Consider the following 22,875-nt stretch of genomic DNA (forward strand, 5'->3'; position numbering starts at 1 on the left):
GCGCGCCGGGTTCCCGGCTAGAATCCGCCGCATTGTCAGGAGAGCGTTCCCCCGGGGAACCGCCGAAGGCGCAGGGGCCGGACCAGGCCCCGAACGCTCAGGCAAAAGGACTGGCAAACGCCCGCCACCCGGCGGGCGATCCCCCCTGGAGAGAGGCCCCACCCGATGGGGTCCACCGAAGGAGCAAGCGCGGCATCGCCCGCGTGAATCTCTCAGGTAAAGCGGACAGTGGGGCAGCGCACGGATGAACCCGTGTCCCGCCCCGCGAGGGGCCTGCCCCCGCCAGAGAACCCGCCGTGTCCGCCGACGCTCCCACCGACCTCCTCAAGACCCCGCTGCACGCGCTGCACCTCGAACTGGGCGCGCGCCTGGTGCCCTTCGCGGGTTACAGCATGCCGGTGCAGTACCCGGCGGGCCTCATGGCCGAGCACCTGCACACGCGCGAAGCCGCCGGCCTGTTCGACGTCTCGCACATGGGCCAGCTGCGGCTCATCGGCCCCGACGCCGCCGCCGCCTTCGAAAGCCTGATGCCGGTGGACGTGATCGGCCTGGCGCCCGGCAAGCAGCGCTACGGCCTGCTGCTCAGCGACGAGGGCACGGTCATCGACGACCTGATGTTCGTGAACCGGGGCGACGACCTCTTCGTCATCGTCAACGGCGCCTGCAAGCACGGCGACCTCCAGCACATCGTCGAGCGCATCGGCGCGCGCTGCACCGTGGAGCCGCAGTTCGACCGCGGCCTGCTCGCGCTGCAGGGCCCGCGGGCCGTGGCAGCCCTGCAGCGCTTGGTGCCCGGCGTGGAGAAGCTGGTCTTCATGACCGGCGGCGCCTTCAGCTGGCAGGGCAAGCCCCTGTTCGCCACGCGCAGCGGCTACACCGGCGAGGACGGCTTCGAGATCTCGCTGGCCGCGGCCGACACCGAGGTCTTCGCGCGTGCCCTGCTCGCGCAGCCCGAGGTGAAACCCGTCGGCCTGGGCGCGCGCAACTCGCTGCGCCTGGAAGCCGGCCTGTGCCTCTACGGCAACGACATCGACACCACCACCACGCCCGTGGAGGCCGCGCTCAACTGGGCCATGCAGAAGGTGCGCCGCACGGGCGGCGCGCGCGCGGGGGGCTTCCCCGGCGCCGAGCGCGTGCTCGCGCAGCTCGACGGCAGCGCGCCCCTGTCGCGTGTGCGCGTGGGCCTGCTCGCGCAGGAGCGGGTGCCGGTGCGCGAGCACACCGAACTGCAGAGCGAGGCCGGCGAGCGCCTCGGTGAAGTCACCAGCGGCCTGCTCGGCCCCAGCATCAACCAGCCCATCGCCATGGGCTACGTGCCGCCGGCCTTCGCGGCCGTGGGCACGCGCCTGAACGCGCTGGTGCGCGGCAAGGCCGTGCCCATGCAGGTGGCCTCCCTGCCTTTCGTTCCCAACCGTTACCACCGCGGCTGATCGCCGCAGGAGCACAACCATGACCGTCAAGTACACCCCCGACCACGAGTGGATCCAGCTCGAGGACCACGAAGCCGCCGTCGTCGGCATCACCCTGCACGCGCAGGACGCGCTGGGCGACGTGGTCTTCGTCGAGCTGCCCGAGGTGGGCCGCAGCTACGCCAAGGGCGAGGTCGCCGGCGTGGTCGAGTCGGTGAAGGCCGCGGCCGACGTCTACATGCCGCTGGACGGCGAGGTGACCGAGGTCAACGAAGCCCTGCGCGCCGACCCCTCGCTGGCCAACAGCGACCCCCTGGGCAAGGGCTGGTTCTTCAAGGTCCTGATCAAGGACATGGGCCAGTTCGATCCGCTCATGGACGAGCCGGCCTACCAGAAGTTCGTCAAGGACAACGCCTGACCTTTCCCCCGCCACCGAGGCCCGCCATGCTCATGCCCTCCGTCAAGCCCCTGGGTGAACTCGAAAACGCCAGCGAATTCGTCGCGCGCCACATCGGCATCGACGAAGCCGGCGAGCGCCACATGCTCTCGGTCATCGGCGAGGCCTCGCGCCGCGCGCTGATCGACAGCATCGTGCCGCGCCCGATCGCGCGCCGCCAGGGCATGCAGCTGCCCGCGCCGCTGACCGAGGCCGCCGCGCTGGCCGAGCTCCAGGGCATCGCGCGCCAGAACAAGCTGCTCAAGAGCTTCATCGGCCAGGGCTACCACGGCACCCACACACCGGGCGTCATCCTGCGCAACATCCTGGAGAACCCCGCCTGGTACACGGCCTACACGCCCTACCAGGCCGAAATCTCGCAGGGCCGAATGGAGGCGCTGGTCAACTTCCAGACCATGGTCACCGACCTGACGGGCATGGACATCGCCAACGCCTCCATGCTCGACGAGGCCACGGCTGCGGCCGAGGCCATGACGCTGGCCAAGCGCTCCGTGAAGGCCAAGGGCCATGCCTTCGTGGTGTCGGGCGACACGCACCCGCAGACCATCGAGGTGATCCAGACGCGCGCGGCGCCGCTGGGCCTGGAGGTGCGCGTGGCCATGTCGGGCGAGGAATGGGACGCCATGCTGGCGGCCGACGACTACTTCGCGGCCTTCACGCAGTACCCGGCCTCCAGCGGCTGGCTGCACGACTGGACGGCGGACGCCGCCACCGTGCACGGCAAGAACGCCGCCTTCATCGTGGCCGCCGACCTGCTGGCCCTGACCCTGATCAAGCCGCCCGGCGAGATGGGCGCCGACATCGTGGTCGGCACCACGCAGCGCTTCGGCATGCCCATGGGCAATGGCGGCCCGCACGCCGCCTACATGGCCTGCCGCGACGGGTTCAAGCGCAGCCTGCCCGGCCGCCTGGTGGGCGTGAGCGTGGACACCCATGGCCAGCCGGCCTACCGCCTGGCCCTGCAAACGCGCGAGCAGCACATCCGCCGCGAGAAGGCCACCAGCAACATCTGCACGGCGCAGGTGCTGCCCGCGGTGATCGCCAGCATGTACGCCGTGTACCACGGCCCGCAGGGCTTGAAGCGCATCGCGCAGCGCGTGGCGGCGTACACGGCCATCCTGGCCAAGGGCCTGGCCCAACTGGGCTACACCGACACGCACCACGGCGACCAGGGTGTGTTCGACACCCTCGCCCTGCGCGTGGACCCGGCCCGGGCGAACGCGCTCATGGCGCGCGCCGTGGCCCACGGCGCCAACCTACGCCAGGCCTGGGACGAGTACGTGATCGTCACGCTGGACGAAACCACCACACGCGAGGACATCGCCCTGCTGTGGACCATCTTCGCGAAGGACGGCCAGGCCCTGCCCTCGGTCGAGGCCTTCGAGAAAGGCCTGGAGCCGCTGATCCCCGACGGCCTGCGCCGCAGCAGCGGCTTCCTCACGCACCCGGTCTTCAACACCCACCACAGCGAGACCGGCATGCTGCGCTACATCCGCATGCTGTCGGACAAGGACCTCGCGCTGGACCGCAGCATGATCCCGCTGGGCTCGTGCACCATGAAGCTGAACGCCACCAGCGAGATGATCCCCATCACCTGGCCCGAGTTCGCGAACGTGCACCCCTTCGCCCCGGCCGACCAGCGCCAGGGCTATGCCCTGCTCGACCGGCAACTGCGCGACTGGCTGTGCGAGGCCACCGGCTACGCCGGCATCAGCCTGCAGCCCAACGCCGGTTCGCAGGGCGAGTACGCCGGCCTGCTGGTCATCCAGGCCTACCACCGATCGCGCGGCGAAGGCCACCGCAACATCTGCCTGATCCCCAGCAGCGCGCACGGCACCAACCCGGCCAGCGCGCAGATGGTGGGCCTGCAGGTCGTGGTCACCAAGTGCGACGAGAACGGCAACGTCGACCTGGCCGACCTGAAGGCCAAGTGCGAGCAGCACTCCAAGCACCTGGCCGCGGTGATGATCACCTACCCCAGCACGCACGGCGTGTTCGAGACCCAGGTGAAAGAGCTGTGCGCCCTGGTGCACCAGCACGGCGGGCGCGTCTACGTGGACGGCGCCAACATGAACGCCCTGGTGGGCGTGGCCGCGCCGGGCGAGTTCGGCGGCGACGTGAGCCACCTCAACCTGCACAAGACCTTCTGCATCCCGCACGGCGGCGGCGGCCCGGGCGTGGGGCCGGTCTGCGTGGTGCAAGACCTGGTGCCCTTCCTGCCCGGCCACGCGGCGGGTGGCCTGCCGGTCAATGGCGTGGGCGCCATCTCGGCCGCGCCGCTGGGCAACGCGGCCGTGCTGCCGATCTCGTGGATGTACATCCGCATGATGGGCGCCGAGGGCCTGCGGCACGCCACCGAGACGGCCATCCTCTCGGCCAACTACATCAGCGCGCGCCTCAAGGACCACTTCCCCACGCTGTACGCGAGCGCCAACGGGCATGTGGCGCACGAGTGCATCCTCGACCTGCGCGACCTGAAAGACACCAGCGGTGTGATGGCCGAGGACGTGGCCAAGCGCCTGATCGACTACGGCTTCCACGCGCCCACGCTGTCCTTTCCGGTGGCCAACACGCTCATGGTGGAGCCCACCGAGAGCGAGACGCTGGAGGAGATCGACCGCTTCATCGAGGCCATGATCGCCATCCGCGAGGAAATCCGCCGCATCGAAAAAGGCGAATGGCCGCAGGACGACAACCCCCTGAAGCACGCGCCGCACACCGCGGCCAGCCTGCTCAAGGGTGAGTGGACGCGCGCCTACCCGCGCGAGACCGGCGCCGCCGTGCTGGACACGCGCGCACACGCCAAGTACTGGCCGCCCGTGGGCCGTGTGGACAACGTCTACGGCGACCGCAACCTGTTCTGCAGCTGCGTGCCGATCGGGGACCTGGCGGACTGAGGTGGGCGGCCGCCAGCGCCCGGGTCAGGCGACCCGGCAGGGACCGGGCCATCAGCGCATGCCCGGCAGCACATAGACCGGGCGCTGCGGCACCGGTATGCGCTCGAAACGGCCACCGCCGCCGGCCGGTGGTGTGTAGACCGATCGCGGGGGCGCTTCGCTCTCACGCACCCGGTGCTCGCGGCCTTCGGCGCGGAAGAACACCGTGCCACCGTCCACGCGGCAGGTGAAGCTGGCGGACTCGCGGGGCTTGTCGCACTTGCCCACGTCGACGATGTCGCCGTCGGCGTCCATGCGCACCTCGGCCCAGTTGCCCGTGGCGTAGGTGAGCGTGCCCCAGCCGCGCGGCACGATGTTCTGCGTGGCGTGCGCCACGTAGCGCGGCGGAACCTTGTCCTCGGCCTCGAACCGGGCGCCCTCGTAGAACCAGGCACCGTCGAAGCTCCCGCCGTCCTCCCAGAACACCTTGCCCTCGCGGCAGCGCAAGGGGTCATCGAAGCGGTCGCAGCGCGCCACGCGGCGGTCGCTGTCGGGCTTGGGCTGCGCGTCCTTGTCGCGCAGCGCGTACAGCGAGGCCTGAACGGGGCGCACCGCGCCGTCGCGCCATTCGATGTCGCCATGCCAGTACAGGCTGCTGAGCGCGACCGGCAGCACGCCCCGGCCGCTGCACTGGCTCAGCTCGGCGTCGCAGCGCACGGGAAACTCGCCGTCCCCCACGCCGACGCTGACCGGGGCATCGGCGCCGGGGCGAAACGGCACCTCGCCGCCGCGCACGGGCAGGCGCAGGGCGAAGGCCCCGTTCGAGGTGCCGATGGAGCTGACGATGGTGCCGTGGCTGACCGAGCCGCGTTCGCACGACAAGCGCGGGCCGTCGAAACGCCACTTCTCGCAGGCGGCCAGCAGCACCGTCCGGTTCGCCGGGTCGGTGCGCAGCAGGCGCGCGGCCTCCACCGACGCGTTGCGCCAGACCGCCAGCTCGACAGTCCAGGGCCGGGCGTCGCCCTCGAAATAGAGCGTGCCTTCGATCAGCTTGCCGCCGTTCACGCGGGCCTGCTCGATGTAGATGTCGCCGGCCTCGTCGAAACGCAGGCGCTGGATTTCGGCCTCGACGCCCGGGTAGGGCCGCAGGCGGGCGAGCACGCCCTCGCCCTGCAGCGAGCCGTCCTTGAAGTGGCCTTCGCGGAACCAGGCGGCGGGGCGCGCATCGGGCGCGCCGCTCCAGCGTGCGCTGCCCGGGCCATGCAACACGCTGTTGGCGAAGCTGCCCACCATCAGGTGCACGCCCGGCAGGGCCTGGCCTTTGGCGTCGAAATAGAAGTAGGCCTTCTGGGCCTCGCCGGTGAGCATGCCGCCCTTGAATTCGCCGTGCAGCACGGCCACCGCCGTGGTCTCACCCATGCGCCGGCGGATCTGCAGCTCGCCGCGGCCCTCGACCGGCTGGCCCTTGCAGGCCGGTCCGCTCCACTTGAACGCGACGTCGGCCACCTCGGGACCGGGCGGGAAGAAGAAGGCCACACAGCCGCTGGCGCTGCGGTAGGCCTGGGTCTGTTCGTGCTGGCCCGCCGGGGCCGCGAAGCCCTTGATGGGCTGGGCCGGGCTGAAGCCGGCGAGCGTGGGCCGCTCGCCGCTGTAGGGCAGCCCGCGCACGAAGTCCAGGCGCGCCTGCGGGTCGGTCAGCACCTCTTTCTGGCCGCTGTTCTGGGCCTGGGCCGCGTGCGCGGCGCCGACGAGGGCGGCACCCAACAGGAGGCGCCGAAGAAAAGGGGAATGGGTCATCGTGGGTGTGGCGTGGAGATCAGCGCGGGCCCAGAAGGGCCCAGGCCGCCGGCACGGGGTCGTTCAGGGAAGCGGGGAAATGCGGCAGCAGCTCGTAGCGCTCGACGGCGGCGTCGGGGCCGCCGGACTGCCGCACCAGCGTGGGAAAGCGCAGCAGCCGCGCCGACTGGCCCGGCACCACCGCGCCCGAGACCAGCGGCTGGCCGTCGACGCGGAGCGTGAAGCACAGGTCGGTGGGCGGGTGCGCGCGCGGCGCGCCGGGGCCGTCCAGCGACAGCAGGCCGCCCCGCCAGCGCAGCTCCAACGGCCCTTGCACCACCCAGGCCTTGAAAGGATCGGCGGCGTCGACACCGGCCATGCGGCCGAAGTCCTCGCGCCGGTGGGCGTCCTGGCACTGCTGCAGCACGCCCGGCCGAAACGGATGGAAGAACAGCAGTTGCCAGCGCGGCGCGCCATCGCCCGCCAGCGCCACCCCGGCCGCGAGCGCCGCCAGCGCGGCCACTGCGGCGCGCCTCATGGCCTGGCGCCTTCGCCCACGGTGAAGGTGCCCACGGTGACCTCGTCGCCCCGGCCGCTGAGGCGCAGCACCACGTCCTGGTCCTTCTGCGTGGCTCGGCCGAAGTCGGTGGACAGGCGCAGCATGAGCGTGGTGGCCGGCGCCACGATCTGCTGGCGGTGGCCATAGAACTGCGCCTTCACCGTGTAGGTGCCGGGCTTGGCCTGGCGCAGCGAGAACTCCTCGGGGCCGTAGCCGCCGACGAAGTCGCGCGACATGCGCCCGCCCTGGTAGGTGAGGCGGTTGGCGTAGTAGGCGCGCTCGCCGTTGGGGTCGATCACCCAGAGGTCGATGTCGGTGTTGTCGGCGTCCCAGGACAGCACGGCGCGCAGGTCCAGCGGCAGGTTGCGCCGCAGGCGCGGGTCCAGGCGCCACAGGTCCACCGGCCGGCCGGTGGCCTCGGCGCGCGCGGCGATGGCGTTGAGCTCGGCCAGCGCGATCAGTTCGATGTCGGGGAAGCGGTCGTTCCAGGCCCGCGAGACGACCTCCACCAAGGTGTCGACCGCGCGCTGCGCCTCGCCGGACTGGGCCAGCGCCAGGCCCAGGTCGCGCCAGGACTGGGGTTCGTCGGGCGCCAGGCGCCGCACCCGCTCCAGCACGGGCAGCGCGTCGGCCACGGCGCCGGCCTGCTGCAGGCGATAGGCCAGGATGCGCAGCAGGTGGCGGTTCTCCAGGTCCATTTCGGCCAGGTTGGACAGCACGCGCAGCGCCAGGGCGTTCTGCCCGCGCGCCACCAGCAGGTCGGCCACGTCCAGGAAGAAGGCCGAGCTTTTCGCGTAGCCGGGGCGCTCGTCGAGGTAGATGGCATAGAGGTCCTCGTCCCTGGCGGCGCGCAGGCGGCGCGCGTAGGGCTCGTCGGGCTGCCAGGGGCGCAGCGCGATGGTGGTGTCGCCCGGCAGCGCCGGTTGCGGGGCCGCGCCACCGGGTGCGGGCGCGGGCGCGGGGGCCGGCGGACGGGCCATGGCCGCGGGCGCCGCGCGCCGGTTGTCTGAGCCGCTGCCCGGCGCGACCCGGGGCGGCGGCGGCGCGTCCTTCGGGAAGGCCTTCTCCCACCAGGCCAGCTTCTCGTTGAAGCGCTCGACCGTCTTCGCCAGCGCGATCTGCTGGCGGCGCACCGCGCCTTCGCGCCGGTGCAGCATCAGCGTGTCCCACTCGGCGCGCAGATCGGGCGGGGGCTCGACGTCGAACAGCACGTAGTCCTCGGCGGTGTCGAGCACCAGCAGCGAGGTCTCGGTGCTGGCGATGCCGAAGGCCTGGCCCAGGCGGCGGATCGCCTGGCGCTGGCGCTCCAGGTCGGCCTCCAGCCGGGCGATGCGCCAGCCGGCCCAGCGGTGCGCGGCCACGGCCACCGGCGTGGCGCCGCGCACCGGCGGCGGCGCGCCGTCGGCGGACAACTCAAGGCGTCGGACCTGGCGCGCGCCGTCGGGCGCCGAGAGCGTGAGCTGCAGGCGCGCCCGCGGCTGCGTCAGCACGCCGGCCACGCCGATCCGCCCGCCCTGCGGGTAAACCGAGCCCAGCTCCAGGTCGCGCGCGCCCTCGGCCTGCACGTCCACTACGCGCTGGCGCTCGTGCGTGAGCAGTGGCAGGGCCTGCGCCGTGTCCAGGGCCTGCAGGTCGGCGTAGGCGCCGCCACTGGCCTCGGCCGCGTGGCGCAGGGTGCGCGCCGCCGCGCCCGCCGAGGACGAGAAGGCCACCAGCGGCATGGCCGGGCTGGGCAGGCCGGCGGCGCCCCAGTTGCCCATGCCGTCGGAGAACAGCACGGCGATGTCGGCGTCGGCCGGCGGCTGCAGGGCCTGAAGGCGCGTCGCGCCGTCGTAGGGCAGGGCCTGCAGGCGCTGGCGCAGGGCGCTCCAGTCACCGCCGCGCACGGTGTGCGTCTGCACCGGCTCGGCCTCGTTGCGCGCCACCACCAGCTGCACCTGCACCTCACCCAGTTGGCGGAACCAGGCATCGAGCACGGCGAATTCGCGCGCGTGGTCGCGCTGCGCGCCGGAGGCCGAGGCGTCCCACAGCAGGGCCACGCGGCGCGGTGCCGGGCGGGCCCAGCGCGATGCGGCCACCGGCAGCTCGGCCAGGAAGTAGCGCTGGTCCTGCCAGGTGTCGGTGCTCACCAGGGGTTCGCGCGGCGCGGCCGGCAGGGCAAGGCGCAATCCATCGTGGCCCTGGTGCGTGACCCGCCCGAAGGCGATGCGGCTGCCGCCGTTGTGCGCCGTGGCGCCCAGGCGCTCGGCGCCCAGCGTGGCCGAGAGCGCGCGCGGCGCCACGCCGGCCACCTGCACCGCCACGTCCAGGGCACCCACCGCGCCGCCGAAGCGCAGCGGCAGGCGCCAGACCGGCCGGGCGCTGGCGGGCACGGACTCGCGGATCTCCAGCACCACGCGGCGCTGGCCGCGGGCCGGCAGGGGATACACGTGCAGCTTGTGGTGCCCGCCCTGGGTGGCTTCCAGCAGCGCCGGGTCCACGCGGGCGCGCACCACGTCCTCGAACACCTGGCGGCCCTTGACCTTCTCCACCGGCACCGCCGCGCGCAGCTGGCCGCCGATGTCGAGCGCAAAGCCCGTCACCACCTGCCCGTCCAGCAAGGGAAACTGCAGTTCGGCCTGCAGCGCCTCGGCGTTCGGGTTGAACAGCTCCAGCTCCACGCGCGTGGCCGCCGCCAGGCCGACGATCTCGGTTCGCACCACGGCCCGCTGCACCCGCACCGGCTGCCGCGCCTCGGGCGCCAGGATGCGAATGGGCGGCAGGGGCGGCTCGGGAGGCAACCCCTGGGCGATGGCCGTGGCCGCGATGAGCAGCGCCGACGCGCCGATGGCCAGCCAGCGCCCCAGGCGCGGCGGCGAAAAACGGATCACAGGCATATCATCCCCGGGCATCGCGGGCATTCTAGGAAGCCCCCCGGGGTCGGCCGCATAGTGCAAATGCACCGCCCCCGCGAAGAAGACCACAGCCCGAGCCGCCGTCCACCCGCCCATGTCCATCGAAGACTTCAGCCAGTTCGTCCTGACGCTGTACCGCCTCTCGCACGAGCTGCCGCTGGAGCGCTTCCAGGATGCGGCGCTGCAGCATCTGCGCCAGGCGCTGCCCTTCGACTCCTCGATGTGGGGCACGGCCACCAGCCGGCCCGACGGCATTCACATCCACACCATCCACCTGCACGAGCAGCCGCCCGAGATGCTGGCCAGCTACGAGCAGATCAAGCACCTGGACACCGCCGCCGTGGCCGCCGGCCTGCAGCCGCGCACCACGCTGGCCTTCAACGCCCGCGACTGGTTCCACCACCGCGAACAGGCGCCGCTGCGCGAGCACGGCCGCCGCTTCGAGCAGGCCAACTTCTTCATCAGTTCCGAGCACGACCCACGCACGCGCTTCGTGCACTGGCTCACCCTGTTCCGGGCCGACGAACGCGCGCGCTGCGCCAGCGACGAGCAGCGCCTGCTGGCCGCGCTGTCGCCGCACGTGATGCAGGCCCTGGCCTTCAACCGCATCGCCCACCTCGACCGGCTGGAGGCCTCGCGCCGGCCGGCGCACGGCACGGCCATCGCCGATCCGCACGGCGTGATCTACCACGCCGACGCCGGCTTCGAGTCCGCGCTGCGCGCCGAATGGACCGCCTGGAACGGCGGCACCGCCCTGCCCCCCGTCCTGCTGGACCACCTGCGGCGCGGCCAGGCCCGCTACCTGGGCGTGCGCGCCGTGGTCTGGCACCGCGTGGAACAGGGCCTGCTGTTCCTGGGCGCGCGCCCGCGCTGCGCGGCCGACGACCTGTCGCCGCGCGAGCTGGTGATCGCGCGCCTGGTGGCCAAGGGCCACACCCACAAGGAGATCGCGCGCCTGCTGGAGCGCGCGCCCGCCACCATCCGCAACCAGATCCAGGGCATCTACGGCAAGCTGGGCGTGGGCAACATCGCCGGCCTGGTCGAGGCGCTGCGCCCGCTCGACTGAACGGGGGCGCCGCGCCGCCCGGGCCGCGGCCCCGTACACTGCCCGGCTCCGCCCTGCCATGACCGCTTCCGCCTTCCGCGTGCTCAGCGTCATCCCGCCGATGACGCAGCTCAACACGCCCTACCCCTCCACCGCCTACCTCACGGGCTTCCTGCGCTCGCGCGGCATCGAGGCCGAACAGACCGACCTGGCCCTGGCCCTGGTGCTGCGGCTGTTCACGCCCGCCGGGCTGGACGCCATCCGCGAGCGCGCCCTGGCCCTGCCCGAGCGGCAGCGCAGCGCCAGCGTGCACGCCTTCCTCGACGACTTTGCGCGCCACCGCCGCGCCATCGCGCCCACCATCGCTTTCCTGCAGGGGCGCGACAGCACGCTGGCGCACCGCATCGCCGCGCGCGAGCTGCTGCCCGAAGGCCCGCGCTTTGCGGCGCTGGACCAGTACAGCCACCTCAACGAGGAAGAGAGCGGCGACCCGCTGGGCTGGGCCTTCGGCGCCCTGGGCACGAACGACCGCGCGCGCCACATCGCCACCCTCTTCCTCGACGACCTGGCCGACGTGGTCCGCGACGCGGTGGACGAGCGCTTCGCCTTCGTGCGCTATGGGGAATCCCTGGCCAGCAGCCAGCCCACCTTCGAGCCCCTGGCCCAGGCCCTGGCCGCGCCACCCACGCTGGTGGACGAACTGCTGCGCGAGCTGGCCCTGAACGCGGTGGCGCGCGCGAACCCGCAACTGGTGCTGCTCTCGGTGCCCTTCCCCGGCGCGGTCTATGGCGCGCTGCGCATCGCGCAGGCCATCAAGTCGCGCTGGCCGGCGCTGCCGATCGCGCTCGGCGGCGGCTACGTCAACACCGAGCTGCGCGAGCTGAAGGAAGCGCGCCTGTTTCACTTCGTCGACTACGTCACCCTGGACGCGGGCGAGCGCCCGCTGCTCGCGCTCATCGAGCACCTGCAGGGCCGGCGAAGCGCGCAGCGCTTGGTGCGCACCTTCCTGCGCGACACCGGCAGCGGCGCGGTGAAGTACCTCAACCTCGCCGAGCCCGACGTGCCCTTCGAGGACGTGGGCACGCCCACCTGGGACGGCCTGCCGCTGCACGATTACCTGAGCCTGCTCGACATGCTCAACCCCATGCACCGGCTCTGGAGCGACGGGCGCTGGAACAAGCTCACGGTGGCGCACGGCTGCTACTGGAAGAAGTGCAGCTTCTGCGACGTGGGGCTGGACTACATCGGCCGCTACGAGACCGCCGCCGCCAGCACCCTGGTCGACCGCATCGAACGCATCGTCGATGAAACCGGCCAGACCGGCTTTCACTTCGTCGACGAAGCCGCGCCGCCCAAGGCCCTGAAAGCCCTGGCCGAGGAACTGCTGCGCCGCGACCTGGCCATCAGCTGGTGGGGCAACATCCGCTTCGAAAAAACCTTCACGCCCCAACTCTCGCAGCTGCTGGCCGACAGCGGCTGCATCGCCATGAGCGGCGGGCTGGAGGTGGCCAGCGACCGCCTGCTCGCGCTCATGAAAAAGGGCGTGACCGTGGACCAGGTGGCGCGCGTCACCAAGGGCTTCAGCGACGCCGGCATCCTGGTGCACGCCTACCTGATGTACGGCTTTCCCACGCAGACCGTGCAAGACACGGTGGACGCGCTGGAGTACGTGCGCCAGCTCTTCCTCAATGGCTGCATCCAGAGCGGCTTCTTCCACCGCTTCTCCTGCACGGTGCACTCACCCGTGGGGCTGGACCCGAAGGCCTACGGCATCGAGCTGGTGCCGCTGCCGCCGGTGAGCTTCGCGAAGAACGACATCGGGTTCATCGACCCCACCGGCGTGGACCACGACGCGCTGGGCATTGGCCTGCGCAAGGCGCTCTACAACTACATGCACGGCAGCGGGCTGGACGAGGACGTGCGCGCCTGGTTCGAGCACCTGCCGCACCCGGTGCCACGGCCCACGGTCAAGAAGCAACGCATCGCGCGGGCGCTGGCGCAGCGCGAGGCGGCCTGAGCGGCCATCCCCCTACACTTCCCGCATGAGCCTGAAGATCACCGTCTATTCCAAGTCCGCCTGCCCGCAGTGCGAGTCCGCCAAGATGCTGCTGAAGTCCCGCGCCATGGACTTCGAGGAGATCAAGATCGACGACGAGGCCGAGCGCCTCGCGTTCTACGAAAAATGCGGCCCCTCGGTGCGCCAGATGCCGCAGATCTTCATCAACGACCAGCGCGTGGGCGGTCTGGCCGGCCTGCAGGCGGCGCTGGCGCAGCTGGGACGCTGAGGGCGCCGTCCATCTGGCGCGCGGCTTCCTTGCTGCGATTTTCAAAGCACACAGACTTGCGTGCGGATAGGCACGCTGGTTAACCTGCGGCCGCATGGACGCGTTGAACTGGCTGCCACCCGCCCTGCTGACCTGGCTGCCCTCGCTGGGCAGCATGCTGATCGGCGTGCTGCTCGCCAGCCTGGCCTTTCGCATCGGCGAACGCCTGGTGCGCCGCGCCACCCGCGATGCGCCCGTCGCGGCCAGCGTGGCCAGGGCCATCCGCTCACCCGCGAAATGGGGCCTACCGCTGCTGCCCGTCAATGCCGTGCTGCAAGGCACGCCGGCCAACGCGCCGGGCCTGGCCGGTGCCCAGCAGCTCTGCGCACTGCTGCTGATCGGCGCCGTGACCTGGCTGGTGTCCAACGCGGTGCGCGGCGTGGCCCAGGGCGTCATCGACACCAACCCCACCAGCACCGCCGACAACCTGCACGCGCGCCGCATCCAGACACAGACGCGCGTGCTCGCGCGCACGCTGCAGGGCCTGGTGCTGCTGATCGGCCTGTCGCTCATGCTGATGACCTTTCCACAGGCGCGACAGATCGGCACCAGCCTGCTGGCCTCTGCCGGCCTGGCGGGTCTGGTGGCGGGCTTCGCCGCGCGGCCGGTGCTGGGCAACCTGATCGCGGGCCTGCAGATCGGCTTGAGCCAGCCGATCCGCCTCGACGACGTGGTGATCGTCGAGGGCGAGTGGGGCGTGATCGAGGAGATCACGGGAACCTACGTGGTGGTGCGCATCTGGGACCAGCGCCGCCTGGTGGTGCCGCTGCAGTACTGGATCGAGAAGCCCTTCCAGAACTGGACACGCACCACATCCGAGCTCATCGGCACCGTCTTTCTGTGGGTGGACTACCGCACGCCGCTGGCGCCTCTGCGCGAGGAGTTGCAGCGCATCTGCGAGGCCTCGCCCCACTGGGACAAGCGACTCAACCTCTTGCAGGTGACGGAAGCCGGCGAACGCGCCCTGCAATTGCGCTGCCTGGTCACGGCGGGCTCGGCCGGCGCGGCCTGGGACCTGCGCTGCGAGGTGCGTGAAAAGCTGGTGGACTTTCTTCAGCGGGCCTACCCGCAGTACTTGCCGCGCCTGCGCGCCGAACTGGACATGGCCTCGGCGCCTGCGGCAGCGCCGGCGCATGACGGCGAGGCGCGCGAACCGACCCGCTGAGCCCCGCGCCGCCGCGCGATCACTCCGCCTGCCCGGCCGCGATCTGCCGCAGCGCCTGCTCGTACACCGCCGCCGGCTGACCGCCCGAGATCAGGTGGCGGTCGTTGACGATCACCGCCGGCACCGCGTGGATGCCGTGCGACAGGTAGAACTGCTCGCGCTCGCGCACGTCCTGCGCGAATTCGTCGCTGGCCAGAATGGCCCGGGCGCGCGCTTCGTCCAGCCCCGCCTCGCGCACGCAGGCCAGCAGCACATCGTGGTGGCCCATGGCCTCGCTGCGCGTGTGACAGGCGGCCATCAGCGCCTTCTTGAGCGCGTGCTGCCGCCCGGGCGCGCCCTCTTCGGCCGCCCAGTGCAGCAGGCGGTGGGCGTCGAAGGTGTTCCAGATACGGCCCCGGCCGGCGGGATTGAAGCTGAAGCCCACCTCGGCGCCACGCGCGGCGATGGTCCCGCGGATCTGGGCCTGCTGCTCGGGCGTGCTGCCGTACTTTTCCGTCAGGTGCTCGCCGATGTCCTGGCCCTCGGCGCCCATCGCCGGGTTCAGCTCGAAGGGCTGGAAGCTGATGTCGGCCGCGACCTGGCCATCGAGCCGTCTCAGGGCCTGCTCCAGCCCGCCGAGGCCGATGGCGCACCAGGGGCAGGAGACGTCGGAGACGAAATCGATCTTGAGGCGTGGGGTGTTCATGGGCCGAATTGTCTCGCCCGGCGCTGCGAGACAATGCCGGGTTCCCCGCAAAGACCCTGTCCGCAGGGCGTGTTAGCCCCGAGGCCCCACCCATGACCGACCGCTACGCCGTCATCGGCCACCCGATCTCGCACAGCAAGTCCCCGCAGATCCACGCCGCCTTCGCCCAGGCCACCGGGCAGGACATCGACTACACCGCCATCGAGGCGCCGCTGGACGGCTTCGCGGCCACGCTGCGGGCCTTTCGCGAACAGGGCGGGCGCGGTGCCAACGTCACCCTGCCCTTCAAGCTGCAGGCCTGCGAACTGGCCACCGACCCGAGCGAGGCCGCGCGCCTGGCCGGTGCGGCCAACGCCCTGCGCTTCGAGCCGGGCGATCGCATCCGCGCCGAGAATTTCGACGGCGTCGGCCTGGTCAATGACATCCAGCGCAACCTGGGCCACGCGCTCAAGGGCCGGCGCGTGCTGCTGCTGGGCGCGGGCGGCGCCACGCGCGGCGCGCTGCTGCCCCTGGCGCAACAGGGCCCGGCCGCGCTGGCCGTGGCCAACCGCACGGCCGACAAGGCGCACGCGCTGCGCGCCGATTTCGCCGCCCACGCCACGCTGCAGAGCGGCGGCTACGCGGACCTCGCGGGCGAGCGCTTCGACGTGGTGATCAACGCCACCTCGGCCGGCCTGTCCGGCGAGGCCCTGCCCCTGCCCGGCGGCCTGTTCGCGCCCGGCGCCCTCGCCTACGACATGGTCTACGGCAAGGGCCTGACCCCGTTCCTGCGGCAGGCGCGCGAGGCCGGGGTGCACGCGCTGGCCGACGGCGTGGGCATGCTGGTGGAACAGGCGGCCGAGGCCTTCGCCTGGTGGCGCGGCGTGCGCCCGGGCACGCGCGAGGTGATCGCACGGCTGTCGGTGCCGCTGGTTTAAAGTCGGTCGGATCACAAGGAAAGCCCGTCCATGCCCGCCATCCTGCTGCTCAACGGCCCCAACCTGAACCTGCTCGGCACGCGCGAGCCCGCCACCTACGGCGCGGCCACCCTGGCCGACGTGGAGGCCAGCTGCCGCGCCACCGCCGAGCGCCTGGGCCACACGCTGGAGGCGCTGCAGAGCAACCACGAGGGCGCGCTGATCGACGCCATCCACGCCGCCGGCCGGCGCTTCAAGGCCGGCGAGCTGCTGGGCGTGGTGATGAACCCCGGCGCCTACACCCACACCTCCATCGCGCTGCACGACGCCATCGCCGGCGTCGCGCCGCTGCCGGTGATGGAGGTGCACATCTCCAACGTGCACGCGCGCGAGGCCTTCCGCCACCACTCCTACGTGTCGCCGGTGGCGGCGGGCATCGTGGTCGGTTTCGGCGTCGCGGGCTACGAACTCGCGATCGAAGGGCTGGTCCGCAAGGCCGCCGCCCGGTGAAAACCCGCCACTTCGCCCAGCTCGTTGGGCTGTCGGCGCTCTGGGGGGCCTCCTTCCTGTTCCTGCGCATCGCCACGCCGGCGCTCACGCCGCTGCCGCTGGCCGGCATCCGCGTGGCGCTGGCGCTGGTGGTGCTCACCATCGTCATGCGCGCGCTGGGCCAGCGCTGGCCCTGGAAGCACTGGCGCGAGCTGCTGGGGCTGGGCACGCTCACCGTGGTTCTGCCCTTCCTGCTCTACGCCTGGGCCGCGCTGTACCTGCCGGCCGGCTACAGCGCCCTGCTCAACACCACGGCCGTGCTGTTCGGCACCCTGGCCGCCGCCTGGCTGAAGGAAGACACGCTGACGCGCCACAAGCTCATCGGCTGCGCCCTGGGTTTCGTGGGCGTGGGGCTCATCGTGCAACTGGGCCCGGTGCGGCTCGATGGCCCGACCATCCTGGCCGTGCTGGCCTGCATCGCCGCCTCGGCCGGCTACGGGGCCTCCACGCCGCTGATGAAGCGCGCCACCACGCGCATGGAGCCGCTGGCCATCGCGGCCGGCCTGCACGCCGGCGCCCTGGTGTTCCTGCTGCCCGGCGCGGCCTGGGCCTGGCCGCAGGCCACGTTCACGCCGGCCGCGCTCATGGCGGTGGGCGTGCTGGGCATCGTCACCTCGGGCACCGCCTACTGGGTCCACCTGCGCATCCTGCGCCACGTTTCGCCGGTGGCGGCCATCAGCCCGGCCTTCATGATCCCGATCTTCGGCGTCACCTGGGGACACCTGTTCCTGGGCGAGGAGCTCTCCAGCGGCCTGTTCATCGGCGGCGCGCTGGTGCTGGTGGCCACGGGCCTGGTGACGGGCTTCAACCCGTTCCGCCGCTGGCTCGCGTCAACGCCCGCACCCTGAGCGCGCAAGCGGCGGCCACCAGCCCGCAGAGCGCGCCCAGCCAGAACACGCTGGCCAGGCCGAAGCGGCTGGACACCAGGCCGCCCAGCAGGCCGCCGGTGACGCCCGACAGGCCGTAGCCCAGCACCGCGTACAGCGCCTGCCCGCGCCCGCGCAGGCGGCCCGGAAAGTGCTCGCTGATCCAGGCGATGCAGACCGTGTGGTGCGCCGCGAAGGTGATGGCGTGCGCCAGCTGCGCCAGCGCCAGCAGCGGCCACACCGACGGCAGCCCGGCCGTGACCGCCATGCGCAGCGCGGTGAGCGCGCCGCCCAGCGCCAGCCAGCCCGGCAAAGACAGGGCGGGCATCCAGCGCCCCTGGGTGAGGAACCAGCCGATCTCCACCAGCACCGAGGCGGCCCAGAACGCGCCGATGGCCGACTTGGGGTAGCCCAGCGCGTCCAGGTGCAGCGAGAAGAAGACGTAGATGAACACGTGCGCCAGCACGTGAAAGAACACGGCCGCGAAGAACCAGCGCATGCGCGGCTGGCGCAGCACGGGCCCGATCGGCTCGGCCCTGGCCTGGTGCGCGGCGGGCTCGCGCGCGTCGGGCAGCAGCCAGGTGCTCAGCGCCACGGCGGCCAGGCTGAGCGAGGTCCAGGCCGCGAAGCTGCCCATGCCGAAGGCCTGGAACCAGGCGCCGGCCGCCAGCACCGTGACCAGGAAGCCCAGCGAGCCCCAGACCCGCACGCGGCCGTAGCGGCGCACGTCCAGCCGGCCATCGCGGCTCACCTGCTGGGCCAGCACGGCCTCGCTCATGGGCATCATGCCGCTGGTGTGGGTGAACATCAGCAGCAGCACCACGAACAGCAGCGGGCCGCTCAGTTCGAACCACAGGCCCAGCGAGCACAGCAGCGCCACGCCGGCGCCCACCCGCAGCAGGCGCACGCGCTCGCCGGTGTGGTCGCTCAGCCAGCCCCAGCCATAGGGCGCGAACAGGCGCGTGGCCGCCTGCACCGAGGTGAGCACGCTGATGGCCAGCAGGCCGAAGCCCAGGTCCTTGAGCCAGAGCGGCAGGTACGGATTGAAGAAACCGATGTGCGCGAAGTAACTGCCCGACAGCGCGCAGAAGGCAAAGAGCCGGCCGCGCTCAGCCACGGGCGCGCGCGGCGATGTCCGGTGTGTCCGTGCGCACGTCGCCGCACTGCGCGCGGTGCAGCAGCGCGTGGTCCATGACGACCAGGGCCAGCAGGGCCTCGGCGATGGGGGTGGCGCGGATGCCCACGCAGGGGTCGTGGCGGCCCTTGGTGATGAGCTCGGTGCTCTTGCCCTCGATGTCGATGCTCTCGCGCGGCACCAGGATGGAGCTGGTGGGCTTGATGGCGATCTGCACCTCCAGGTCCTGCCCGGTGCTGATGCCGCCGAGCACGCCGCCGGCCTTGTTGGCCGCGAAGCCCTCGGGCGTGAGGCTGTCGCCGTGCGTGCTGCCGAAGTCGGCCACGCTGGCGAAGCCGGCGCCGATCTCCACGCCCTTGACCGCGTTCAGGCCCATCAGGGCGTGCGCGATGTCGGCGTCGAGCCGGTCGTACAGCGGCTCGCCCAGGCCCACGGGCATGCCGGTGGCCGTGACCCGCAGGCGCGCGCCGCAGGAGTCGCCGCGCTTGCGCAGGGCGTTCATGTAGTCCTCGATGGCCGAGACGTCGGCCATGGGCGCGAAGAAGGGGTTGTGGGGCACGTGCTCCCAGCCCTCGAAGGGAATCACGAACTCGCCCACCTGCACCATGCAGCCGCGGAAGCGGGTGCCGAATTTCTGCGCCAGCCACTTCTTGGCCACGGCGCCGGCGGCCACGGTGGGGGCGGTGAGGCGGGCCGAAGAACGGCCGCCGCCGCGCGGGTCGCGGACGCCGAATTTCTGCCAGTAGGTGTAGTCGGCGTGGCCCGGGCGGAAGGTGCGGGCGATCTCGCTGTAGTCCTTGCTGCGCTGGTCGGTGTTGCGGATGAGCAGGCAGATGGGGGTGCCGGTGGTCTTGCCCTCGTACACGCCGCTGAGGATTTCCACCGCGTCGGGCTCGTTGCGCTGGGTGACGAACTTGCTGGTGCCGGGGCGGCGGCGGTCCAGGTCGCCCTGGATGTCGGTCTCGGACAGGTCCATGCCGGGCGGGCAGCCGTCGATGACGCAGCCGATGGCCGGGCCGTGGGATTCGCCGAAGTTCGTGACCCGGAACAGGGTGCCAAGGGTGTTGCCGCTCATAGGCCGCCGATTATCGGCGAGGCCTTCGCCGGGCCTTTTCCGGGGCGCTGGCCGGGATGTTCCCCGCGGCACGGCAGCATGTCCTGGGCATCGCCCAGCCCACGCAGGGTAAGGGAAACGACGCGCCCGCGTACCTGTCAGTCGGCGCCGGCCAGCCACCATCCATGCAGCGCCTCGATATCGCCGGAGCACAGCATCGGCATCGCGTCGCGGATGCGCTCGATGGGCCAGTCCCACCAGCGCATCTCCAGCAGCAACGCGATGCGTTCGTCGCTGAAGCGCTTGCGGATCGTGCGCGCGGGGTTGCCGCCGACGATGGCGTAAGGCTCGACGTCCCGCGTCACCACGGCGCGGCTGGCGATCACCGCACCGTCGCCGATGGTCACGCCAGCCATCACGATCGCCTCGGCGCCCATCCAAACATCGTTGCCTACCACGGTATCCCCCGCGGGCTGCCACGCGTCCAGCGCCCGGGCGAAGGCCGGCTCTTCCTTCATGTAGAAGAAAGGAAACGAGGAGACCCAGTCGTACCGGTGTCCCTGGTTGCCCGCCATCACGAACGACACGCCGGTGCCGATCGAGCAGAAGCTGCCGATGCGCAGGCGATCGGCCGCGCCACCGGGCTCGGGCGAGAGATAGCGGGCGCAGTCGTCGAACGATCTGCCGTGGTAGTAGCCTGAGTAATAGCTGTAGCGGCCGACTTCGATGTTCGGGTTGGCCACCTGCTCCGAGAGGAGCTTGCCCTTGAAGGGACTGTCAAAGAAGTTGTCGTGCATGAGCCGATTGTCGGCTCATGCACGACCGCTCCCGGTCGTGTGCCGCCATCCATTTCGACGCAAAGCGGTCCGTCCCTGGGGCAGCGACGCACCGACCGCGTCGGGGCTTCTCCGCTCGCTCATCGGCCTATGGCTGAGGGCTGGGGCTGCGACGATGGGGGCGCCTGCGCGCAGCCGAGCACCGCAGGGGACCCTTCGCGCAGCGAAGGGCTGCGCGTCGAAGCCCCCAGCGTCGCAGCCCCAGCCCTCAGCCCGCCCACCCGGGCTGCGCGCTGCGCCACGCACACCGGGTCCCGCGCCACTTCGCAGGCGATGACGCACGACCACACCACCGGCCGGGCGAGGCCGGCTCCGTCGTGTCTCGGAACGGGTGCGGTGGGCGATCAGCGCGCGACGCGCAGCTGCGGCGGCGGGTCCGCGGGCGTCTCTTCCTCGGGCCAGTCGCGGATGTAGGCCTTGAGCATCTTGTTCTCGAAGTTCTGGCTGTCCACCACGGCCTTGGCCACGTCGTAGAAGCTGATGACGCCCATGAGCATGCGGGCCTCCATCACCGGCATGTAGCGCGTGTGCTTCTCCAGCATCATGGGCCGCACGGCTTCCAGCTCGGTCTCGGGCGTGCAGGTCATGGGGTGGTCGTCCATGACGCTGCGCACGATCTTGCCGCCCAGCTGGCCGCCGTTGGCCGCCAGCGTCTCGATCAGTTCGCGGAAGGTCAGCATGCCCACCAGCTCGCCGTGCTCCATCACGGCCAGCGAACCGATGTCGAACTGCGCCATGGTTTGCACGGCCACGTCGAGTCGTTCGTCGGGCGAGACGGTGTAGAGCGTGCCGCCCTTGACGCGCAGGATGTCGCTGACTTTCATGGTGGGTCTCCTCTGGGGGTGTCGCTTCCGCTCTGAGCGGGTGGGTCAATATAGCCCACAATCATCGTGCCCCCACGCTCCGCCGCTGCGCGGGTCGCTGCCCCCAGAGGGGGCTGATCCGCCTTGGGGCGGCCCGGCGGCGTATCGGTTTTCACTGACAGGTTCTTCTGGAGACAACACCCCATGGCAGGCCACGCCGACCCCGGCTTCGACACGCTCGCGCTGCACGCGGGCGCCGCGCCCGACCCCGCCACCGGCGCGCGCGCCGTGCCCATCCACCTCACCACCTCGTTCGTTTTCGAGTCGAGCGACCACGCCGCCGCCCTGTTCAACCTGGAACGCGCGGGCCACGTCTACAGCCGCCTGAGCAACCCCACCAACGCGGTGTTCGAGCAGCGCATGGCCGCGCTGGAAGGCGGCATCGGCGCCATCGCCACCGCCAGCGGCCAGGCCGCGCTGCACCTGGCGGTGGCCACGCTCATGGGCGCGGGCTCGCACATCGTGGCCAGCACGGCGCTGTACGGCGGCAGCCAGAACCTGCTGCACTACACCATGCGCCGCTTCGGCATCGACACCACCTTCGTCAAGCCCGGCGACATCGACGGCTGGCGCGCCGCCATCCGGCCCAACACCCGCCTGCTCTTCGGCGAAACCGTGGGCAACCCGGGCCTGGACGTGCTGGACATGCCCACCGTGGCGCAGATCGCCCACGAGGCGCGCGTGCCCTTGCTGGTGGATTCCACCCTGACAACCCCTTACCTGGTCAAGCCGCTGGAGCTGGGCGCCGACCTGGTCTACCACTCGGCCACCAAGTTCCTCAGCGGCCATGGCACCGTCATCGGCGGGGTGCTGATCGACGGCGGCGGCTTCGACTGGGACGCCGCCGGCCACTTCCCCGAGTTCAGCGCGCCCTACGACGGCTTCCACAACATGGTGTTCACCGAGGAATCCACGGTGGGCGCCTTCCTGCTGCGCGCGCGCCGCGAGGGCCTGCGCGACTTCGGCGCCTGCATGAGCCCGCACACGGCCTGGCTGATCCTGCAAGGCATCGAGACCCTGTCGCTGCGCATGGAGCGCCACCTGGGCAACACCGAGAAGGTGGTGCAGTTCCTGGCCAGCCACCCGCTGGTGGGCCGCGTGGGCCACCCGCTGATCGAGTCGCACCCCAGCCACGCGCTGGCCAACCGGCTGCTGCGCTTCGGCGCGCGTGGCGCGGGTTCGGTGTTCAGCTTCGACATCAAAGGCTCGCGCGCCCAAGGGCGCGCCTTCATCGAGGCGCTCAAGCTGTTCAGCCACCTGGCCAACGTGGGCGACTGCCGCTCCCTGGTGATCCACCCGGCCAGCACCACGCACTTCCGCATGAGCGACGAGGCCCTGGCGGGCGCGGGCATCGGCCCGGGCACCATCCGCCTGTCCATCGGCCTGGAAGACGCCGACGACCTGATCGACGACCTCAAGCGCGCGCTCAAGGCCGCTGAAAAAACGGGGGCCTGAGCATGTGCCCCCACGTTCATCACTTCGTGTA

Annotated in this window: 19 protein-coding genes and 2 riboswitches; of the genes, 11 read left to right on the forward strand and 8 right to left on the reverse strand. The window is 71.6% G+C overall.

The window, feature by feature from the left end; all coding sequences use genetic code 11:
- The first annotated feature begins 26 nt into the window (after positions 1 to 26).
- A riboswitch (glycine riboswitch) is annotated at positions 27 to 123 on the forward strand.
- Between the two features lie 12 nt (positions 124 to 135).
- A riboswitch (glycine riboswitch) is annotated at positions 136 to 239 on the forward strand.
- 57 nt (positions 240 to 296) lie between these two features.
- Genes gcvT through gcvP form a run of 3 tightly spaced genes read left to right on the forward strand, consistent with a single transcriptional unit; the run spans position 297 to position 4,763 of the window.
- Positions 297 to 1,430 (forward strand): glycine cleavage system aminomethyltransferase GcvT, encoded by a 1,134-nt coding sequence (gene gcvT / locus BHU06_RS05605; RefSeq protein WP_070398149.1) that lies wholly within the window; start codon positions 297 to 299, stop codon positions 1,428 to 1,430.
- Between the two features lie 19 nt (positions 1,431 to 1,449).
- Positions 1,450 to 1,827: a glycine cleavage system protein GcvH gene (gene gcvH / locus BHU06_RS05610; protein ID WP_070398150.1), complete on the forward strand. Its 378-nt coding sequence runs from the start codon at positions 1,450 to 1,452 to the stop codon at positions 1,825 to 1,827.
- A gap of 26 nt (positions 1,828 to 1,853) precedes the next feature.
- Positions 1,854 to 4,763, forward strand: a complete 2,910-nt coding sequence (gene gcvP, locus BHU06_RS05615; protein WP_070398151.1) for an aminomethyl-transferring glycine dehydrogenase — start codon at positions 1,854 to 1,856, stop codon at positions 4,761 to 4,763.
- Positions 4,764 to 4,814: 51 nt separating this feature from the next.
- Here gcvP and BHU06_RS05620 read toward each other — a convergent pair whose 3' ends face one another.
- The 3 genes from BHU06_RS05620 to BHU06_RS05630 are packed head-to-tail and all read right to left on the reverse strand — an operon-like array spanning position 4,815 to position 9,947.
- The gene (locus tag BHU06_RS05620) at positions 4,815 to 6,539 is read right to left on the reverse strand and encodes a hypothetical protein (protein WP_175442800.1); all 1,725 of its coding nucleotides are present in this window, start codon (positions 6,537 to 6,539) and stop codon (positions 4,815 to 4,817) included.
- Positions 6,540 to 6,558: 19 nt separating this feature from the next.
- Positions 6,559 to 7,056, reverse strand: coding sequence for a hypothetical protein (locus BHU06_RS05625; protein ID WP_139146961.1), 498 nt, complete (start codon positions 7,054 to 7,056; stop codon positions 6,559 to 6,561).
- Positions 7,053 to 9,947 carry a VIT domain-containing protein gene (locus BHU06_RS05630; RefSeq protein ID WP_254668118.1) on the reverse strand — a complete coding sequence of 965 codons (2,895 nt, stop codon included), beginning with the start codon at positions 9,945 to 9,947 and terminating at the stop codon, positions 7,053 to 7,055. Before BHU06_RS05630 ends, BHU06_RS05625 begins: the two co-directional genes overlap by 4 nt.
- A 118-nt stretch (positions 9,948 to 10,065) precedes the next feature.
- On the opposite strand from BHU06_RS05630, the gene BHU06_RS05635 reads away from it, so the two are divergent.
- The 4 genes from BHU06_RS05635 (at position 10,066) to BHU06_RS05650 (ending at position 14,505) form a co-directional block, all read left to right on the forward strand.
- Complete coding sequence (locus BHU06_RS05635; protein ID WP_070398154.1) at positions 10,066 to 11,037, forward strand: LuxR C-terminal-related transcriptional regulator; 972 nt, start codon at positions 10,066 to 10,068, stop codon at positions 11,035 to 11,037.
- A 58-nt stretch (positions 11,038 to 11,095) separates the two neighbouring features.
- A complete protein-coding gene (locus BHU06_RS05640; RefSeq protein ID WP_070398155.1) occupies positions 11,096 to 13,033 on the forward strand; it encodes a radical SAM protein in 1,938 nt (645 codons plus the stop codon).
- A gap of 25 nt (positions 13,034 to 13,058) precedes the next feature.
- Complete coding sequence (locus tag BHU06_RS05645; protein WP_070398156.1) at positions 13,059 to 13,301, forward strand: glutaredoxin domain-containing protein; 243 nt, start codon at positions 13,059 to 13,061, stop codon at positions 13,299 to 13,301.
- A gap of 94 nt (positions 13,302 to 13,395) precedes the next feature.
- A complete protein-coding gene (locus tag BHU06_RS05650; RefSeq protein ID WP_070398157.1) occupies positions 13,396 to 14,505 on the forward strand; it encodes a mechanosensitive ion channel family protein in 1,110 nt (369 codons plus the stop codon).
- Positions 14,506 to 14,524: 19 nt separating this feature from the next.
- On the opposite strand, the gene BHU06_RS05655 is transcribed toward BHU06_RS05650, so the two are convergent.
- The gene (locus tag BHU06_RS05655; protein WP_070398158.1) at positions 14,525 to 15,190 is read right to left on the reverse strand and encodes a DsbA family oxidoreductase; all 666 of its coding nucleotides are present in this window, start codon (positions 15,188 to 15,190) and stop codon (positions 14,525 to 14,527) included.
- A 92-nt stretch (positions 15,191 to 15,282) separates the two neighbouring features.
- Here BHU06_RS05655 and aroE point away from each other — a divergent pair, with 92 nt between their 5' ends.
- The 3 genes from aroE to BHU06_RS05670 are packed head-to-tail and all read left to right on the forward strand — an operon-like array spanning position 15,283 to position 17,483.
- Positions 15,283 to 16,107 carry a shikimate dehydrogenase gene (aroE, locus tag BHU06_RS05660; RefSeq protein WP_070398159.1) on the forward strand — a complete coding sequence of 275 codons (825 nt, stop codon included), beginning with the start codon at positions 15,283 to 15,285 and terminating at the stop codon, positions 16,105 to 16,107.
- 30 nt (positions 16,108 to 16,137) lie between these two features.
- Positions 16,138 to 16,596, forward strand: a complete 459-nt coding sequence (gene aroQ / locus BHU06_RS05665) for a type II 3-dehydroquinate dehydratase (RefSeq protein ID WP_070398160.1) — start codon at positions 16,138 to 16,140, stop codon at positions 16,594 to 16,596.
- Positions 16,593 to 17,483, forward strand: coding sequence for a DMT family transporter (locus BHU06_RS05670; RefSeq protein ID WP_070398161.1), 891 nt, complete (start codon positions 16,593 to 16,595; stop codon positions 17,481 to 17,483). Before aroQ ends, BHU06_RS05670 begins: the two co-directional genes overlap by 4 nt.
- Here BHU06_RS05670 and BHU06_RS05675 read toward each other — a convergent pair.
- From BHU06_RS05675 to BHU06_RS05690, 4 genes are all read right to left on the reverse strand, one after another.
- Positions 17,440 to 18,618, reverse strand: a complete 1,179-nt coding sequence (locus BHU06_RS05675; RefSeq protein ID WP_070398162.1) for an MFS transporter — start codon at positions 18,616 to 18,618, stop codon at positions 17,440 to 17,442. The two genes, BHU06_RS05670 and BHU06_RS05675, sit on opposite strands and share 44 nt — an antisense overlap.
- Positions 18,611 to 19,711, reverse strand: a complete 1,101-nt coding sequence (gene aroC, locus BHU06_RS05680; protein WP_070398163.1) for a chorismate synthase — start codon at positions 19,709 to 19,711, stop codon at positions 18,611 to 18,613. The genes BHU06_RS05675 and aroC overlap by 8 nt, the downstream gene beginning before the upstream one ends.
- Before the next feature lie 137 nt (positions 19,712 to 19,848).
- Positions 19,849 to 20,487 (reverse strand): type B chloramphenicol O-acetyltransferase, encoded by a 639-nt coding sequence (gene catB, locus BHU06_RS05685; RefSeq protein WP_070398164.1) that lies wholly within the window; start codon positions 20,485 to 20,487, stop codon positions 19,849 to 19,851.
- A 383-nt stretch (positions 20,488 to 20,870) separates the two neighbouring features.
- The gene (locus BHU06_RS05690; protein WP_070398165.1) at positions 20,871 to 21,350 is read right to left on the reverse strand and encodes a CBS domain-containing protein; all 480 of its coding nucleotides are present in this window, start codon (positions 21,348 to 21,350) and stop codon (positions 20,871 to 20,873) included.
- Between the two features lie 183 nt (positions 21,351 to 21,533).
- Between BHU06_RS05690 and BHU06_RS05695 the strand changes: the two genes are divergently transcribed.
- Positions 21,534 to 22,844, forward strand: coding sequence for an O-acetylhomoserine aminocarboxypropyltransferase (locus BHU06_RS05695; protein ID WP_070398166.1), 1,311 nt, complete (start codon positions 21,534 to 21,536; stop codon positions 22,842 to 22,844).
- Positions 22,845 to 22,875: the final 31 nt, after the last annotated feature.

Source organism: Hydrogenophaga sp. PML113 (assembly GCF_001777155.1).
GTDB classification, from domain to species: Bacteria; Pseudomonadota; Gammaproteobacteria; order Burkholderiales; family Burkholderiaceae_C; genus Hydrogenophaga; species Hydrogenophaga borbori.